This window comes from Candidatus Ponderosibacter sp. Uisw_141_02, assembly GCF_048087665.1.
GTDB lineage: Bacteria > Pseudomonadota > Alphaproteobacteria > Puniceispirillales > Puniceispirillaceae > UBA3439.
This window is the reverse complement of sequence record NZ_CP159807.1, coordinates 993,632-1,011,559: the sequence shown is the minus strand read 5'-3', so window position 1 is coordinate 1,011,559 and position 17,928 is coordinate 993,632. Positions and strand designations below refer to the sequence as shown.

Sequence of the window (17,928 nt, the reverse complement as noted above, 5' to 3'; positions counted from 1 at the left end):
CGGTAAATGCCTGAATTTTTGATTCGCAAGCCGCTATAGCAGCGCGACAAGGTCTTGCAAGACGGTTTTGCAGGCTGCTGGCTGCATCTCAGGCTTTGGAATTGGCGTTGCCACCACCAGACGATGATCGGCACGAAGCTGCACCCGCCCGCCCTGTTCGGCAATCCAGCCGATCAGCGCATCCGGACGAGCAAAATGATTATCGCGAAATGCCAATGACAATCCTTTTGGTCCTGCATCAATTTTTTCGATATTTGCCAATCGGCATAATTGTTTTAATTCGATCACCAAAAACAGGTTTTTAACCGGATCGGGCAAAACACCAAAACGGTCAACAAGCTCGGCGATCAATATATCGGTTACCTGTGGATCAGCAAGATCGGCAATCCGGCGATAAAGCGACAGACGCACGGTTAGATCGGGTACATAGGATTCAGGCAGCCGGATTTCCAGCCCAAGATTGATTTGCGGTGTCCATGCCGGTTTTGCATCTTCTTCACTTTCACCGCCACGCCCAGATTTGGCGGTATCAACAGCTTGTCGCAACATCTCTTGATAAAGCTCGACCCCAACCTCACGAACATGGCCGGATTGTTCATCACCAAGCAGATTTCCGGCACCGCGAATATCCATATCATAAGATGCAAGCGTAAATCCGGCACCAAGCGTATCGAGCGTTTGCATAACCTCAAGACGGCGGCGCGCCTGCGGGCTTAACAGCCGTTGCGGATCAGATGTTAAATAGGCATAGGCGCGCTGGCGACCCCGCCCAACACGGCCACGAAGCTGGTAAAGCTGCGACAGGCCAAACATATCGGCGCGATGAATAATCATCGTATTGGCCGACGGGATATCAATTCCCGATTCAACAATATTGGTCGATAGCAGAATATCGGCTTCACCATCAGCAAATTTGGTCATGACCTGATCAAGCTCGTTGGCTGGCATGCGCCCATGCGCTGAAATCACCCGTGCTTCGGGTGCCAGCTTGGTAATACGGTCATAAACCCGCTGCATATCATCAATGCGGGGACAAACCATAAACACCTGCCCGCCACGGAACATTTCCCGCTGGATCGCCTCGCGAAGAACAACGCCATCCCATGGACCAACGAAGGTGCGAACCGCCAACCGGTCTACTGGCGGTGTTGCAATCAATGACATTTCGCGAACACCTGACAGCGCCATTTGCAGCGTGCGCGGGATCGGCGTTGCAGACAGAGTTAACACATGAATATCACCGCGAAGCTCTTTTAACCGTTCCTTTTGGCCAACGCCAAAATGCTGTTCTTCATCAATGATCAAAAGACCAAGGTTATTAAACGCGATCGATTTTGCCAGAAGCGCATGCGTACCAATGGCAATTTGGATTTCGCCGCTGGCAATATTTTCACGAATGATTTTCGCATCGGCTGTTGACGTCATTCGAGACAACACGCCAATTTTGACCGGAAAACCGGCAAATCGTTCGACAAAAACCTTGCCATGCTGGCGCGCCAACAATGTTGTTGGCGCGACCAAAGCCACCTGATAACCCGCCATCGCCGCAATAAAGGCCGCGCGCAACGCCACTTCGGTTTTGCCAAAACCAACATCGCCGCAAATCAGGCGGTCACTGGCTTTACCCGACGCCAAATCATCAACAACATCATTGATTGCATTTAACTGATCTTCAGTTTCGGTAAAGGCAAAGCGCGCGCAAAATTCGCCAAAACTGCCATCTTCTGCAATCAAAGGTTCGGCACGCGCACGATAACGCGCCGCCGCAATCTTGATAAGCTGTTCGGCCATAATCCGAACGCGGCCTTTGATGCGGGCAACACGCGCCTGCCATGCAACACCACCTAGCTTGTCAAGCTGGGCTTCGCCACCGGCGTTGCCATAGCGCGACAACAGCTCGATATTTTCCACCGGCAAATATAATTTATCGCCGCCAGAATAAACAAGATGAAGACAATCATGGTCGCCGCCAGCGCTATTAATGATGATCAGCCCTTCATAGCGGCCAATACCATGTTCGGCATGAACCACGAGATCGCCTGTTTCAAGAACGCTGACCTCGCGCAGAAAATCATCACCTCTGGCACGTTTTGATTGCGGCCGTGATAAACGCTGGCCAAAGATATCTGGCTCGGAGACCACCACCAGATGATCGGTTTGAAACCCCGCTTCAAGCGGCCATTGCATCACATAAAAACCGCCAGAAGCCGCATCTTCGATCGCGGTAAGCGGTTGCAGCGCACCCGCGTCAAGATGCCCGTCCAACAAATCGGCTAACCGGCTTGCCGCCCCGGGCGAACTACAGGCAACAATGATCGGGCGTTTGGCGGCGCTACGCTCGGCCGTGACAAAGGCAGCCAATTCCGGAACCGCACTTTTGCCTTCGACTTTGATCAGCCGGATTGCCGCCCGCCCACCAGCATCTTGCATTTGAGGCTGGTCGGCTTTGGCTAAATCTTTTGCGCCATCTCGCCCACCATCCTGCATAGGGGCAAAGGCAAACAGGCGACAGGCCATGCCCTGTTCGAATAAGTGATCGGTTTCAGTTTGCGATAGATACAGCTTTTCTGGCGCCAATGGCCGGTACGGGCTTGCCGTATCATCACTTCCATGCACCAGACGTGCCTCGTGGAAATCATGAATTTGCGCATAACGTGCGGCAATGGCGGCATCGCTTTCGTGATCCAACACAATTGGCCACCCCGAACAATAATCCGTCAAACAGGCCAAATCGCCATGAAATAGCGGTAACCAATGTTCAATTCCCGGATGGCTTCGCCCTGCTGACACCGACTCATAAAGCGCATCACGGCTGGCCTTTGCGCCAAATAGCGACAGATAGCTAGTACGAAATTGCGCAATCGTCGCATCATTCATCATAAATTCTGCGACTGGGCGCAAAATTAGGCGTTCGAGCTTGCCAATGCTTCGCTGGGTCGCCGGATCAAAACTGCGGATCGTTTCAACATCATCACCAAAAAAATCGAGCCGTGCTGGTGCTGTTTGCCCGGGTGGAAACACATCCAAAATGCCGCCTCGAACCGCAAATTCACCGGTTTCCCGCACCGTATCAGTTCGCAAATAAGCCTGACCGGCAAGGTAATCCGCCAAGGCAGCAAGCCCTAGCGTTTGCCTATTTGTCAAATCCTTGGTTGGCTGACCCGCGGTAATCACCAGACTGCTGTCGGTAAAATAGGTTTTTGGCGGCACGCGCTGCAAAATCGCATTAATTGTTGTCAGCAAAATGCGTGGTCGTGTACCCGCATCACTGGCAAGCTGGGCAAGCGTTTCAATCCGCCTTCCAACCAATCCGCCTTGCGGTGACAGCCGGTCAAATGGCAAACAATCCCATGCCGGAAATTTAAGGAGGCGCAAATCGGGCGCTAACCGCCGCAGACTGTCGCCCATTGCCGTCATGCGAACATCATCGCGTGCCACATAGACAAAGGGTTTTCCGGCCGAAGCGATCTGCAACAGCGCCAAAGAGGTCACCCCATCAGGCGCACCCCAAATATCATTTTTTAAATTAATTTTATTAATATTTTTCATGTAATTAATGTTGTTTTTTAAACTCTTTAATTAAATGAAAAACAGGCGTGTCATAGGCTTCGGGCAGCGGCGCATTGCCCATCACCCATGCATAAATCGCAGGATCACCCGCCTCAAGCAAATTTTCAAAATCGGTCAGATCGGATTCATTGAGATGCGGCAAATGCATTTTGGCAAAATGCCCAAGCAAAAGGTCGGTTTCCTTCATGCCGGTATAGCTGGCCTTATAAATCAACCGGCGAACGCGGTTTGACAATTCAGGCATAACAGGCGGTACAGCTGACGATGACATAAACAACTTCCTTTTTAAATCCGGTTTTTTAAAAATCTGTGGCTTAGCCTTTTTCAAAAACTGGCTTGCTGGCAAATGACACCAACAAATGGCTGGCATGAGATAACAGATATGGGCGATAATGCCTAGACACAAGCGTGCTTGTGTCCGATCATTTCGTCGGTGACAGGCAGTGAGCGGCCGCCGCCTGATAAGGAGACAAGCATCGTGCACCCAAAGCGCCCCGCCGAGATATTTCAGCTTTTTGCGTCAACCACCAGCCTTGCCGGTGTTGGTGCCAAGCTGGCATCGGTGCTGGAAAAGCGTGTTGGACAGCATGTGATTGATGTTTTGCGGCATTTGCCGATTGGCCTGATTGACCGCAGCCAGCGCCCATCGCTTGCCAATGTTGATGATGGTGCGATTGCCACTTTTGATTGTCTTGTGATTAAACATGACCGCCCGCCGCGTGGTGTTCGCCGTCCCTATCGGGTATTTTGCGAAAATGAAACTGGCACACTGGAGCTGGTTTTTTTCCATGCGCATGATGATTATGTCGCCAAGCAATTGCCCATTGGCGAGCGCCGGCTGATCAGCGGACGCGTCGAGCTGTTTCAAGGCCGAGTGCAAATGGCACATCCCGATCATATTTTACCGCCCTCTCAAGCCAGTAAAATGCCAATTTTTGAACCAATCTATCCATTAACAGCGGGCTTAACGCCGAAAATTCTGCGCCGCACCATTGCCGATGCCTTGACCCGCATTCCCGATTTACCCGAATGGATTCCCCCCGCCATCATACAGCAGTATGGCTGGCCCGATTTTGCCACAGCGATGTGCGCAGTTCATGCCCCGCAAAACCCGCCTGACCTGTTGCCGACCAGTCCGGTGCGGGCGCGTCTTGCCTTTGACGAATTGCTGGCAAACCAGCTGGCGATGCGCATGGTACGCCGTAGCGCCGCCGAGGCAACACCGGGCCGCGCCTATTGCGGCGATGGCCATATCACCAGCAAGCTTCGCGCCAGCCTTCCCTATGAAATGACCGGCGCCCAAAACCGCGCCATTGACGAAATTACGAGTGATCAAGCCAAACCCAAACGCATGCTTCGTATGTTACAAGGCGATGTTGGCTCGGGAAAAACGCTTGTCGCATTATGGGCGATGCTCAATGCGATGGAAGCGGGGGCGCAAGCCGCGCTTTTGGCACCAACCGAGGTTTTGGCGCGCCAGCATCATGCCAGCATCCAAGCGATGCTTGCCCCGCTTGATATCGAAATTGGCCTTTTACTTGGCCAAGGGCGCGGTACGGCAAATGCAAAAACCGGAACCACCACCATGCCTGTTCTAAGCCGGAAAGACACGCTTGAAAAACTGGCCGATGGCAGCCTGTCACTCGTGGTTGGAACGCATGCGCTATTATCGGAAACTGTTGCTTTTCACGATCTTGGCTTGGCGGTTGTTGACGAACAGCATCGGTTTGGCGTGCGACAGCGGATTCTTCTTGGCGAAAAAGGGGCGCACGTCGATGTTATGGTGATGACCGCAACGCCAATTCCGCGAAGCCTTGCCATGACCGCCTATGGCGATCTTGATCATTCCCGCCTTGACGAAAAACCGCTTGGCCGTTTGCCAATCGACACGCGCGTTCTGCCAAGTGATCGTTTAGGCGATGTGATATCCAGCCTTGGCCGCGCGCTTGGCAAGGGAAAACGCGCCTATTGGATTTGCCCGCTTGTTGAAGAATCTGACAAGTTGGACATTGCCGCCGCCGAAGACAGGTTTACCGCTTTGGCACGCGCGCTTCCCGATATCACGGTTGCGCTGGCGCATGGCAAAATGAAAGCTGGTGAGCGCGACAGCGCGATGCAGGCATTCCGCAATGGTATGGCGCAATTGTTGGTCGCGACGACAGTAGTCGAAGTTGGCGTTGATGTGCCTGAAGCCAGCATTATAATTATCGAACATGCTGAACGGTTTGGCCTTGCACAATTGCACCAGCTACGCGGCCGTGTTGGCCGAAGTGACCAGCAAAGTAGTTGTCTTTTGGTCTATCACGTTGCGTTAAGCGAAACCGCGGCAAAACGACTTAGCGTCATGCGCGACACGAATGACGGTTTTGTGATTGCCGAAGAAGATTTGGAATTGCGCGGGCCGGGTGAATTTCTGGGACAACGGCAATCCGGCATGCCCGAATTTGTGCTTGCTGATCTTGCAGCGCATCGTGACCTGCTCAGCCTTGCCCGAAGCGAGGCTGGCCGGATATTAGAGCAGAATGACCAAAAGAATATGAATTTGCTGCTCAGCCTGTTTGAACGCGATAGTGCGGTCAAATTCCTAGCGTCCGGCTAGATGTGCGATTAACCCGCTTTTTTAGCGGCTTTTTTTTACCCCGGTTTCTTTTCTAAAGACTTTTAAGCAGCGGGCTTTTTCGCTACAGCCTTTTTTGCGGCAGGCTTTTTCGCTACAGCCTTTTTCGCGGCAGGCTTTTTCGCGGCTTTACCCGCATTGATCGCTCTATCAGGCGGCGATACGATACCGCCCGACACGACCAGCTTGACCGCTTCTTCATTCGTCATATCGAGACGGATGATATCTTTTACCGGACAAAACAGCAAAAAGCCTGATGTTGGGTTTGGCGTTGTCGGGATAAACACATTCACATTTGACCCCGGAACCAGACGGGCGACCTCGCCCTTTGTCGAGCCAGTTACAAAGCCGATGACCCACAAGCCACGGCGTGGATATTCAACAAGAACCACCTCGCGAAACGCATCGGACTGGGCGGAAATCACAGTTTCCAAAATCTGCTTTGTGGCACCATAGATCGTGCGAACCACTGGCATACGATTTAGTAAAGATTCGCCAAGCCGGATAATCCAGCGTCCCAAGAAACCGGCAGCAACCGCACCAATCAGCGTGATCATCACGCCGCCAACAACAAGCCCTGCTCCCGGAATATCGCCAATGTTCCAGGTTGAAAAAGCTGGAATAAGCTTATTCACCTGACCATCGATCAATTTAATCGCGGCCCAAGTGATATAGACGGTCAATAAAACCGGTGCCGTGACAAGAAGGCCGGTAAAGAACCACCCGCGCACCCGCGCGAAAATACCGGGCTTTACAATTTCTGATTCATTATCGCTGATATTCATGCCAATTCCCGTTATCAAACATCAAAACATGTCAAAAGGCGCATGCCTTGGCCGACCCAAAGCTGCGCCTCCATTATTTGCGCTTTTTACACCGATTTAGCAAATGGTTTCAATTCCCCCCCTGCATGATCGGTGATTTACCCAAATCCCAAACAATATATCATATGGATGCTGCTTTTCATTGTTAAAGACATCATCACTTTGATAGGCTGGCGCGCATGACAAATCATCTAAATGAACTTGACCGGCTGTATCAGATTATGATCCGACTTCGTGATCCAGAAACCGGCTGTCCGTGGGATGTCGCGCAAGATTTTGCTAGCATCGCCCCCTATACAATTGAAGAAGCCTATGAGGTGGCTGATGCCATTCAAATTGGCAACCGCACCGCCATTCGTGACGAGCTTGGCGATCTTTTGCTACAAGTTGTCTTTCACGCACGCATTGCCGAAGAGGAAGGCAGTTTTGCGCTTGAAGATGTCGCCAAAAGCATTTCCGACAAAATGGTGGCCCGCCATCCGCATGTATTTGGCGATGATGATCGGCCATCGGTTGAATCGCAAAACGGGCTTTGGGAAGATATCAAGGCGCGCGAACGGGCTCAAAAAGGCGAAACCAAACTTCTTGACGGCATTGCCCGCGGCCTGCCGCCGATGCTGCGCGCGTTGAAATTGCAAAAAAGAGCCGCACGAGTTGGGTTTGACTGGCCCGAAATTGATCAGATTCTGGATAAAATGAGAGAAGAGGCCGAAGAATTAGCCGTTGAGCTTGCCCGTGAAAATAAAGACCAATCCCGCATTCAAGATGAGGTTGGTGATCTGCTTTTTGTTGCAATTAATCTGGCAAGAAAAGCTGGGGTTGATCCGGAAATAGCCCTTCAGAACTGCAATATAAAGTTTGAAAATAGATTTAACTATGTCGAGGAAAATATTGTTTCTAAACATAAAAACTTTACTGGTGTATCGCTTGATGTGATGGAAGGCTATTGGCAGGATGCCAAGGCCTATGATCGCAAACAGACATCTGACTAATCGCGCCAAACCGCGTCACGCAAACGGTTCCAACCAGCCTGGCTCGATACGGCCATAAAGGGTGCTTTCATGGCGACATGGAACCGGCTTTCATCGCGAAGCATCGCCGCATAGCCGCCCGCCTCACGGCATAGCAGATCAACGGGCGCATGATCCCATGGTGTTGAATTCCCGTGAATGAGGAAATCTTCATCACCGCTAGCGATCAAACAAGCCTGAATGCCGGCACTGCCGGTAAAGCGACGCCCAGCCAACAATCGTAACCGCGCTTGAAAGGCGCTTTTTTGCGGCTCGATCAGCCCAAGACTATTGCCCGAACCAAACATCAGATCGACATCATCTGAACGGTTTTTAAGACGAAGGCTGGACGCACCGTTTTTATCAATGCGAACCGCACCCTGCCCTTCGGCAGCGTAAAACAGCGTTTGGGTCAGCGGCTGCCAGATCCAGCTTTGCACTGGCTGACCATTCCACAGCAAAGCCACCATGCTGCAAAAGGCCGGTTTGCCTTTGACAAAATTCTTGGTGCCGTCAAGCGGGTCAATCGTCCAGCCATAACCAACCGGGATTTGATCACAAATGGCCGGTGTCAGCGATGCGGCTTCTTCGCCAATCACAAATCCGGGCTGTAAAACTGATAATTTAGGCGCAAGCCATGCTTCGGCCTGTTGGTCAGCGATGGTAACGAAATCCGTATCGCTGGTTTTGGTGGCGATGTCTTGCGATTGTAAATTTTGAAAGCGCGGAACGATGAAACGATCAGCCGCCTCGCGCAACAGATCGGTAATGACGGCTTTTAGCGTTGGATTGGCGGATGGTCTCTCAAGCACCGGCTCAATCGCTGCGTCACTCACCTTCGATATCCATGTCCTTTTCATCAAAGTCCTGAAGCTGAACCCGCGCCACAGGCATGATTGTCGAAATTGCATGTTTATAGACAAGCTGCACATGCTGATCGCGCTTCAAGAGAATCGAAAAATTATCAAACCAAGTGATAACGCCCTGCAGCTTGACGCCGTTTACGAGAAACACCGTAACAGCGGCATGGGACTTACGAACATTATTTAGGAAAATCTCTTGCAAATTGCGGCTCTTTTCACTGGCCATCTTATTATCCCCCTTAAGAGAGACAAAGCTTAACGGTAAAAATGAAAATAAACAATGCCTCGTCACCGGCTTTTTCCGCTGCGGTCACGACTGGTCATCTGAAATCAAATGAGCGTGGTTTTTGAAATTTGATTTTCGGCATGAACTTTGTTGGACAGGTTTGTGCCTAGAAAAAATCCAGCCGAACCGATAACAGTTTCTCCACCTGCGCAATCTTGCCGCGCACAACAAAGATAATCACTGTATCGCCAGCTTCGATCACGGTATCCCCACGAATCGCAATTGCCTTGCCATCGCGGTAAACGCCGCCAATTGCCAAGCCTTTCGGGATTTTGGCCGCCCGCAAAGGTTTGCCAACAAGCAAGGATGATGGCAGGGCTTCAGCTTCAAGAACCTCGCCAAGATCTTCAACAATGGGATGAACATCACGAATACGGCCACGGCGCACATGTTCCAGAATCGATGAAACGGTGATCTGCGATGGGTTGATCACTGCATCAACACCAAGCGTGCTGACAAGCGGGATAAAGCCTGGGATATTCACCAAGGCCACCGCGTGTTTGGCACCAGTTCGTTTGGCAAGCAAGGCTGACAGGATATTCACCTCGTCATCTTCGGTTACCGCAACAAAGGTTTCGGTCTTGTGAACACCGGCCTCACGAAGAATGGCACTGTCCAGTGCATCACCATTGATAATACCGGTTCCCTGCAATTCCTCGGCAAGCGATTTTGCCCGACCAGCGTGAAGTTCGATGATCTGGTTATGCGTATTTTGGAAATTGGCTTCGATTTCCCGTGACAACATCAGCCCGATACTGCCACCACCAGCAATGACCACCGACCGCGCCTCGCCTTCTTCATGGCCAAAACTGGCCATAGCGCGATCAAGATGCGTGCTGTCACAGACAAAGTAAACGCGGTCGCCAGTCTCCATTGATTCAACGCCTGACCGCGGTAAAATCACCTTGCCATCGCGGATAATCGCCAAAACAGTGAGGCTAAGATCAGGGAATAAGCTTGTGAGATGGCGAAGTGACGTTCCCAAAATAGGGCTGTTTTCTGTACATTGGACGCCAACAAGGTTCATTTTGCCGTCACATAGATTCTGCACATCAAATGCCCCTGGCACGCGAAGCTGGTTGCTAATCGCTGCCGACACTTCCGCCTCAGGCGAGATGATATGATCAATGGGTAGGTTTTCCGGACCGTAAAGGCTGGCAAAGGCTGGATCAAGATAGGCAGTACTGCGAATACGGGCAAGTTTTACCGGCGTATTGAAAATCGTATGGCTAACCTGACAGGCAACCATATTCACCTCATCAGACTCGGTGACCGCAATCAATAATTCGGCATCACGAACGCCAGCTTCGGAAAGCCGGTCAGGATGCGATGCAACCCCAACAACACCATGCACATCATATTGATCGGTAATACGCTGAATATTCTCGGCCGAGGCATCAATCACTGTTACGTCATTTTGTTCTTCGCAAAGGTGGCTTGCGATGGCACTGCCAACAAGTCCGGCGCCGCAGATGACAATTTTCATGTCTTTTTACCCTCTTCTTGAAGATCCGTTGCGATATCAAGCGATTTCATTTTGCGATGCAAGGCAGATCGTTCCATTCCGATAAACGCCGCCATACGCGAGATATTTCCATTGAATTTATGCAATTGTGTTTCCAAATATTCGCGTTCAAATTCTTCACGCGCGCCGCGCAATGGCAAGGCCATCAATTGTTCCATATCAGAATTGGTACCTTGACGCGACATATTCTGAATTTCAGCCGGAAGCAAATCAAGCCCCACAGGCTGGTTGCGGTCATCAGGTGCCATGATCAGCAAGGTTTCAATTACATTACGCATTTGCCGCACATTGCCCGGCCAATCATAGCCCTGCATCGCAGCAAAAATCTCATCACTAAGATGAATGGGCTTTACCCCAACATGTTTGGCAATGCGATTGGTGAAATATTTTGCCAGAACCGGAATATCTTCACGCCGATCGGCAAGTGACGGCATTGATAATGGCACCACGCCAAGCCGGTAATATAAATCTTCGCGAAGACGGCCAGCGCTAGTCTCCGACAACAGATCACGGCTTGACGCCGAAATAACCCGCACATCAACCACAACCTCGCTATTGCCACCAACACGCCGAAACCGCTGTTGATTGACGGCGCGCACAATCTTGCCTTGCGTTTCCAGTGGCAAATCGCAAATTTCATCAAAATACAATGTTCCGCGATGCGCCTGTTCAAACAAGCCAACAATACGGCGATGGCTTTGCAGGCTTTCCGCACCAAATAGTTCAGCATCAACGCGTTCGGTTGATAATCTGGCACAATTGGCGACAACAAATTGTTCTTGACGGCGATCTGACTGGCTGTGAATCGTGCGCGCAGCCAATTCTTTGCCGCTTCCGCTTGGCCCATTGATCAAAACACGGCTGGCGGTTGGCGCGATTTTTTCGATTGATTGACGGATTGTCCGCATCACCGCCGAATTACCAATTAATTCAGGGGTTTCCCCATCATCAATTCGCGCCCGCAATTCGATATTTTCGCGTGCAAGCCGCGCATTATCAAGCGCCCGCTCAACCATCATCAACAGGCGAGCTTCTTTGAACGGTTTTTCGATAAAGTCATAAGCCCCAAGCCGAATGGCCTGAACCGCGGTTTCAATTGTTCCATGCCCTGAAATCATCAGTACTGGCAATGACGGATAGATGGATTTCACCCATTCAAGCAATTCGATGCCGTCCATATCGGAATCGCGCATCCATATATCAAGAATAGCCAGCTTCGGCGGCTGCGCCAGCAATGCTGATCTTGCCTCATCAGCATTAGCCGCTTGCAGGGTGGCATATCCTTCATCTTCAAGCGTCATGCTTAACAACGAGCGAATGTCTTTTTCATCATCAACAATCAGAATATCATCAGCCATTATATGATTTGTCCATTACGCGTTGTTGTGTGGATTGGAAATTTCAAACAAACCAATGCGCCGCCGCCATCAGCCTTGCCAAGCTGCATGTTACCGCCATGATCCTCCATAATTTTACTGACAATGGCAAGACCAAGTCCGGTGCCCTTTTGCCGCGTTGTTACGTAGGGTTCAAGCAGCTTGCCAAGATCCATTTCGGGGAATCCCGGGCCATTATCGACAAGGGTGATGGCAATCATATCATCTTCGCTTGCCATTGAAATGCGAATGGCTGGCGCGGCGACATGATGCTCTTGCAAACTATCTTTGGCATTTTGCAGCAGATTGGTTAGCGCTTGGCGAACCAACCCAGCATCACAAATGGTAATATAATCCTGCTTGGCATCATCAATTTCAACATCAAGCGACAGATCCTTGCTGGCAAAAAGTGAAATCTGCCCATTGACAATTTCCAGCAAAGAATGGCGATCCATTTCGGGTTGCGGCATGCGGGCAAAGGCCGAAAATTCATCAACCATGCGGCCAATATCATCGACCTGACGCATGATGATGCGAACATATTCCTCGAATTGATCAGCCGCCTTTTGATCATCTGGACGGTATTTTTTCAACAAGCGGTCGGAGGCAAGCTGGATTGGCGTTAATGGATTCTTGATTTCATGCGCAATTCGCCGCGCAATATCAGACCAAGCAGCCTTGCGCTGCGCACTTAGCAGGCTGGTGACATCGTCAAAGGTCACAACATAACCAATGACCCGCCCTTCAATCACCTCGCTGACGATACGCGCCCGTAGGATTAAATGACCGTTTTGCCGCTGAAGAATAATCTGTTCTTCACCAAAGCGGCGTTTTTTCTGATTGGTGATCGCCAGCAAGCCTTTGAATTCAGGAATAACATCAGCCAGCTTTCGGCCAATCAGGTCGGTATCTTTTTTGCCAAGCAATTCGCGCGCTGTTGCATTCGGCAACGTAACCTTGCCATCCCGATCGAGACCAACAACACCTGATGACACCCCGCCAAGAACCGCCTCGGTAAATTCACGGCGCTGATCAATCTGGGTATTGGCCTGCACAAGCTGTTCGCGGCTTCGCGCCAACTCGTCAAGCATGCGGTTAAAGGCCGACCCAAGACGCGAAATTTCCTCAAGCTGCAAATCTTCGGGCACGCGCTGCGACAAATTACCGGCACGCACCTGTTCAGCAACATGGATAACCGAGCCGAGCGGCCCAACAATTGCCGTTGCCAAATTCAAGCCAATCCACAGGGACGTAATCAGAATCAGCAGAAGAATAATCCCAAACAACACCGCAAAGCTGATTTGAAGGTCAAGCTGTTGGAATCCTAGCTGTTGATAATCTGATGCGGCAAGGCGCGTCTGATCCATCGCTAGCAGAACCTTTGAGTCGATAAAACGGCCAACAAGAAGATACGCATCGACATAGCTGTTTAATTTTACCACGGCGCGCAATTTATTGGTTTCATCGGCGCGAAGCACAACCACCTCGCCCTTGCGGGCCTTTTCGACCCAGCTTGATTCAAGATTGGTAAAAGTAATTGCAAAGGCAAACTGCGATTTTGCCAAAACCTGTCCGGTACCATCAAAAATAATCGCATCCGACAAATTGCGAAGTGCGGCCTGATCGCTAAGATAGCGGTCCATCAGATTGCCCTTGCCAACCAGCCGATAGGCCTCGCGGTTGATATCATTGGCCATTGTTAGCACTTCACCCGAAATCGAACGTGCATGTTCGTCAAAATAGGATTCAGCAACACGAACAGATTCATTTACCGCGGTTGAGATGCGCTCAGCAAACCAGCCTCGCAGTGAATAATCGACAACAAAAAGCGCAAATAGCGTCACAATAATCGCTGGAAACGTAGTCACCCCACCAAACAGAACCGCCATCCGCCAATGCAGCTGATGACCGGCAAGCCGTTGGCGGCGTTCCGACCATAAGCGCCAGATTTGGCGCCCCACAAGCGTGCCAAGCACAAGCAATGCCAGCGCATCAATCATGATCAGCCACATCACGAAATCAGTATCGTTTGACAGATAGTCAACACGGGTCAAGGCATAGGCCGTGGCCGCCCCCATTCCAAGGGTGAACAGGATCGAAATATAGGCTAGCCGATCTTCGCTAAACCAGCTTTTCTTATTCGTCATGGATGTGTTTTGATCATTCGATTTCAACATTTTAGCGACCTGCCTTTATGTTCAGATCCTTGATCTTTTTGCGCAAGGTATTCCGGTTTAGCCCCAAAATATCGGCGGCGCGAACCTGGTTACCACGGGTTACCTCTAACGTGGCGAGAATAAGCGGATGCTCGACCTCGCGCAAAATACGGCCGTAAAGCCCCGGGGCGGGCATGCCGCCTTTCAACGCCTCAAAATAACGCCGGATATGCGCGTCAACTGACTCGGACAGGCTTTCGGCATCTTCATTCAAATCGGCTTGGGTGGCTGGAAATTCATGTTCAACCGCCGCCGCATCAATGCTGTTATCGGCGTGAAGCACCAGCATGCGCCTGACCAGATTTTCCAATTCGCGCACATTGCCCGGCCAATGCCAAGATTTCAGCGCACGCAATGCTTCTGGGGTAAAGGTTTTTGACGGCAGCCCCTCCTTGACCGCAAGAATCTGGAAATGCGCAACAAGCGGGCCGATATCTTCAACGCGTTCACGTAATGACGGCAACCGTAATGGCACCACATTCAACCGGTAAAACAAATCTTCACGAAACAGGCCTTGATGCATGAGATGATGCAAATTCTGGTTTGTTGCGGCAATGACCCTGATATTTGTTTTGACTGGTCGCTGCGCACCAACGGGCAGATATTCACCATCCTGTAACACCCGCAAAAGCCTTGTTTGTGCCTCGGGTGGCATATCGCCGACTTCATCAAGAAACAGCGTTCCGCCTTCAGCCTGTTCAAACCGGCCCTGATGATGCTTTGCCGGACTAGACCCATCATCCTTGGCCCGCCCGAATAATTCGGCTTCGACAAGGTCACGCGGTATCGCGGCAAGATTGATCGCGACAAAAGGGCCAGCGCGGCGGCTTCCAAGATCATGCAGCGCACGCGCAACCAATTCCTTGCCCGTCCCGCTTTCACCCGTCACAAGGACGGTTAAATCGGTGCTAACAACCCGCGCCATCGCTTTGAAAATATCCTGCATTGGGCGCGACCGGCCAATTAACGGGCCGCCCTCTTCGATTGAGGCTGTCTTGGTACTTGACCGGCTTGGCGTGCCGATGGTTTCAACCGCGCGCTGCGTCACCTCGATCAAACTGCGCAGTTCAAATGGTTTTGGCAGATATTCAAAAACGCCAACCTGCTGGGCTTTTACGGCGGTCAGCAATGTTGAACGCGCGCTCATCACAATGACCGGTAAATCGGGGCGGCGTTCTTGAATGCGGGGCAGCAGATCAAGCGCATCACCATCCGGCAAGGCAACATCGGTAATCAAAACATCGCCTTTGCCGGATTCGATCAATTTCCACAAACCCGCCGCCGTGCCGCTTGATTGCACAGCATAGCCCTGACGGGCAAGCGCCTGCTGCACGACAAGCCTGACCGATTTATCATCCTCAGCAACAAGAATAAGCGGTGGCTTTGCATTCATTCGGCTGATCCTTTTGCCGGTTTCGGTGGCGAAGACGCCGGTTTACCCGACTCGGCAACCGGAAAATTCATCCGAAAGGCGGTTCGACCCGCCGTTGAATCCACCTCAATCATACCGCCATGATCAGCAACAACGCTGGCAACCATCGTCAAGCCAAGCCCACTGCCACCATTGCGCCCCGATACAAACGGGTCAAAAATATGGTTGCGGATATCTTCGGGAATGCCGCGCCCATTATCGATAATATCAACCTGAACCGGCACATGCGATCCGCCATCGCTTGCCGCCAATGACAGGCGGCGACCGCGTGAATAGGATGTTTTTATCACAAGTTCTGCATTTTTATCAGTTGCTTCTGATGCGTTTTTGATAATATTAATGAAGGATTGAATCAACAGGTCACGATGCCCATTCACCAATGGCAAGGACGGATCATATTGCCGGCGGATCACCAGATGCGCACCATAAGATGCCGCTGCCAGCCCAAGACAATGATCTAAAACCTCGTGAATATTCACCGGGCTAAGAACAAGGCGCGCACCACCGGCAAAGCCTTCCATACGATCAAGAAGCGCGGCAACCCGGTCACTTTCCTCGACAATCATGCGGGTCAAGACGCGGTCTTCATCGCCAAGCCCGGACTCCAATAGCTGGGCAGCGCCTTTAATGCCGGCAAGCGGGTTTTTGACCTCATGCGCCAGCAGAGCCGCCATTGCCGAGATAGACCTTGCCGCACCGCGAAATAGTGACTGGCCGCGAAGCCGTTCAGCAAGCGCGCGCTCTTGGATTGACACCAGCAGGCGCGGCGTGTCACCAAACGGCGTGATTTGTACATTGACAAGCTTTAGCCCCAGCTTTGGCCCTGCCAGTTCCAGCCCTTGATCACCTACCGACACATGCTGATCGCGGGCGCGCTGCAACATCGAAAACAAGCTACCATCAGCCGGAATAAATCCATCTAGCGGCATGCCAGACAGGATCATCTGGCTTGATTGAAAAAACATCTCAGCCGCTTGATTGAGATAGATAAAGCAATTATCCGCATCCAAAACAAAGATCGGGTTAGGCAGGCTGGCCAGAATCTGCGCCATGCTAACGCCCGAATGGTGATCGAGATCATGGTCATGGTGCAGATATGCGGTTTGATCGGTCGCATCTGACCTGTCTGACGGTATTGATTTTGACGGCGAACGCATCACGCCGCCACATCGCTTGGGTCAAGCGCTTCAAAAAATTCATCGACCGCCGCGAACACCATTGCGGCATCGGTATTGTTATTGGCAATATCACGCAATTCGGCAGCACCGGGAAGACCATGCGCATACCACGCGATATGTTTGCGTGCCAACCGCATCGCCGCGGTTCCATAATGGCTAAGCATATCGTCAAGATGCGCCCGCATCAGATGATGCCGCATACCGATTGACGGGGTTGGGCGAACCGCCTGTCCCGCCAGAAAATCACCAGCCTGCGCCAAAAGCCACGGACGCCCTTGCGCCCCGCGCCCGATCATCACACCAGCTGCCCCGCTTTGTTCAATCGCCTTTTGCATTGTGTCAAGACAGGTAATATCCCCATTCGCCACCACCGGAATATCAACCGCCGCCACTACATCCGCAATTTTTGCCCAATCGGCCGCGCCATTATACATCTGACAGCGTGTTCTGCCGTGGATGGCCAGCATCTTGATTCCGGCATTTTCAGCCATCTTGGCAAGTTGCGGCGCATTCAGGCTGTCATCATCCCAACCAAGCCGCATTTTCAACGTAACCGGCACATCAACAGCATCAACCACAGCCGCCATAATGGCACCGGCAAGATGCGGATCTCGCATCAAGGCCGAGCCTGACAATTTGCCAGTAACCTTTTTGGCAGGGCAGCCCATATTGATATCGATAAAGCTTGCACCAAGATCAGCACAGATTTTCGCCGCTTCGGCCATAACCGGCGGTTCCCAGCCCGCAAGCTGGATTGATAGCGGTGCTTCGGCAATCGCTTCGGTTCGCAATTTCCGCATTTCGCTTTTCACATCGCGCAGGACGGCGGCGCTGGCAATCATTTCGGTCACCACCAAACCGCCGCCACAGCGGCGTACAGCGCGGCGAAACGGCCAGTCGGTTACCCCTGACATCGGCGCCAAAATGGCCGCATGGGGCAAGATGTTTCCATCAATAGCAAGAGACATAAAAGACCCCGAAACAGACCCGAAAAGACAAGCACCGATAATGAACATCGATAAAACGCCCAC

Annotated in this window: 13 protein-coding genes; 2 read left to right on the top strand and 11 right to left on the bottom strand. The window is 51.6% G+C overall.

All coding sequences use genetic code 11. The features are described 5' to 3' along the window. Positions 1-33 precede the first annotated feature (33 nt). Both mfd and ABXT40_RS05125 read right to left on the bottom strand, forming a co-directional pair. A complete protein-coding gene (gene mfd / locus ABXT40_RS05130; RefSeq protein WP_443646757.1) occupies positions 34-3,549 on the bottom strand; it encodes a transcription-repair coupling factor in 3,516 nt (1,171 codons plus the stop codon). A 4-nt stretch (positions 3,550-3,553) separates the two neighbouring features. Beyond that, positions 3,554-3,841 (bottom strand): FAD assembly factor SdhE, encoded by a 288-nt coding sequence (locus tag ABXT40_RS05125; protein WP_443646756.1) that lies wholly within the window; start codon positions 3,839-3,841, stop codon positions 3,554-3,556. 207 nt (positions 3,842-4,048) lie between these two features. On the opposite strand from ABXT40_RS05125, the gene recG reads away from it, so the two are divergent. Continuing rightward, the gene (gene recG, locus ABXT40_RS05120) at positions 4,049-6,169 is read left to right on the top strand and encodes an ATP-dependent DNA helicase RecG (protein ID WP_443646755.1); all 2,121 of its coding nucleotides are present in this window, start codon (positions 4,049-4,051) and stop codon (positions 6,167-6,169) included. Positions 6,170-6,231: 62 nt separating this feature from the next. On the opposite strand, the gene ABXT40_RS05115 is transcribed toward recG, so the two are convergent. Beyond that, positions 6,232-6,972 carry a DUF502 domain-containing protein gene (locus ABXT40_RS05115; RefSeq protein ID WP_443646754.1) on the bottom strand — a complete coding sequence of 247 codons (741 nt, stop codon included), beginning with the start codon at positions 6,970-6,972 and terminating at the stop codon, positions 6,232-6,234. A gap of 218 nt (positions 6,973-7,190) precedes the next feature. On the opposite strand from ABXT40_RS05115, the gene mazG reads away from it, so the two are divergent. Then, complete coding sequence (gene mazG, locus ABXT40_RS05110) at positions 7,191-8,003, top strand: nucleoside triphosphate pyrophosphohydrolase (RefSeq protein ID WP_443646753.1); 813 nt, start codon at positions 7,191-7,193, stop codon at positions 8,001-8,003. Here mazG and ABXT40_RS05105 read toward each other — a convergent pair. The 8 genes from ABXT40_RS05105 to dusB all read right to left on the bottom strand — a co-directional run bounded on the left by ABXT40_RS05105 (position 8,000) and on the right by dusB (position 17,865). Continuing rightward, the gene (locus tag ABXT40_RS05105) at positions 8,000-8,857 is read right to left on the bottom strand and encodes an inositol monophosphatase family protein (RefSeq protein ID WP_443646752.1); all 858 of its coding nucleotides are present in this window, start codon (positions 8,855-8,857) and stop codon (positions 8,000-8,002) included. The two genes, mazG and ABXT40_RS05105, sit on opposite strands and share 4 nt — an antisense overlap. After that, positions 8,850-9,110, bottom strand: coding sequence for an RNA chaperone Hfq (gene hfq, locus ABXT40_RS05100; protein ID WP_443646751.1), 261 nt, complete (start codon positions 9,108-9,110; stop codon positions 8,850-8,852). The genes ABXT40_RS05105 and hfq overlap by 8 nt, the downstream gene beginning before the upstream one ends. A 166-nt stretch (positions 9,111-9,276) precedes the next feature. Continuing rightward, on the bottom strand, positions 9,277-10,656 hold the full coding sequence (gene trkA, locus ABXT40_RS05095; protein ID WP_443646750.1) for a Trk system potassium transporter TrkA: 1,380 nt from the start codon (positions 10,654-10,656) through the stop codon (positions 9,277-9,279). After that, positions 10,653-12,053 carry a nitrogen assimilation response regulator NtrX gene (ntrX, locus tag ABXT40_RS05090; RefSeq protein WP_443646749.1) on the bottom strand — a complete coding sequence of 467 codons (1,401 nt, stop codon included), beginning with the start codon at positions 12,051-12,053 and terminating at the stop codon, positions 10,653-10,655. The genes trkA and ntrX overlap by 4 nt, the downstream gene beginning before the upstream one ends. Then, on the bottom strand, positions 12,053-14,248 hold the full coding sequence (locus ABXT40_RS05085; RefSeq protein WP_443646748.1) for an ATP-binding protein: 2,196 nt from the start codon (positions 14,246-14,248) through the stop codon (positions 12,053-12,055). The genes ntrX and ABXT40_RS05085 overlap by 1 nt, the downstream gene beginning before the upstream one ends. Before the next feature lies 1 nt (position 14,249). After that, positions 14,250-15,680 carry a nitrogen regulation protein NR(I) gene (ntrC, locus tag ABXT40_RS05080; RefSeq protein ID WP_443646747.1) on the bottom strand — a complete coding sequence of 477 codons (1,431 nt, stop codon included), beginning with the start codon at positions 15,678-15,680 and terminating at the stop codon, positions 14,250-14,252. Beyond that, positions 15,677-16,876, bottom strand: a complete 1,200-nt coding sequence (locus ABXT40_RS05075; RefSeq protein ID WP_443646746.1) for a two-component system sensor histidine kinase NtrB — start codon at positions 16,874-16,876, stop codon at positions 15,677-15,679. Before ABXT40_RS05075 ends, ntrC begins: the two co-directional genes overlap by 4 nt. Next, positions 16,876-17,865: a tRNA dihydrouridine synthase DusB gene (dusB, locus tag ABXT40_RS05070; RefSeq protein WP_443646745.1), complete on the bottom strand. Its 990-nt coding sequence runs from the start codon at positions 17,863-17,865 to the stop codon at positions 16,876-16,878. The genes ABXT40_RS05075 and dusB overlap by 1 nt, the downstream gene beginning before the upstream one ends. Positions 17,866-17,928: the final 63 nt, after the last annotated feature.